The sequence below is a fragment of the Micromonospora sp. CMU55-4 genome, from assembly GCF_011602315.1.
Classification (GTDB): domain Bacteria; phylum Actinomycetota; class Actinomycetes; order Mycobacteriales; family Micromonosporaceae; genus Micromonospora; species Micromonospora chalcea.
Genome location: NZ_JAAOLH010000060.1, coordinates 1 through 434, shown reverse-complemented (window position 1 = coordinate 434; position 434 = coordinate 1). Strand labels below are relative to the sequence as shown.

At 72.8% G+C, this 434-nt stretch carries 1 pseudogene; it reads right to left on the bottom strand.

Annotated elements, in window-relative coordinates:
• A pseudogene (locus tag HA073_RS30240) lies at positions 1-434 on the bottom strand (hypothetical protein); the annotation flags it as partial.

Below are 434 nucleotides of genomic sequence, written 5' to 3'. Positions count from 1 at the left end.
CCGGCCGTGTTGTCCACGACCGCGCTGTCGGCGATCGTGGCGCTGCCCGCGAGGCCGTCCTTCTCGGCGCCGTTGCCGGCCCAGTCGCGCCCGCCGGTCGTCACCACGCCGCCGCCGTTGCCGTCGGCGTGGTTACCCGCCACGTGGACCTTCTCCAGGAGCAGGTCGGTGTTCTCGGCGTAGACGCCGCCACCGTTGTCGCAGGCGACGTTGCCGCCGATCGCGGTGAACGAGACGGTGACCCAGCCGCCGCTGCTGAACAGGCCGCCACCGTTGTGGCCCGCCCGGTTGCGGCTCAGGGTGCTCAACGAGGCGTCCTTGCCCTCGTACGCCCCGGTGATCTCGACCGTGCCGGCGCGGTGCTTGCCGTGCTCACCCTTGTCGGCCTTCGCCGCCGAGGCCAGGTCGACCGGCCCGTCGTGGTGCTCACCGCT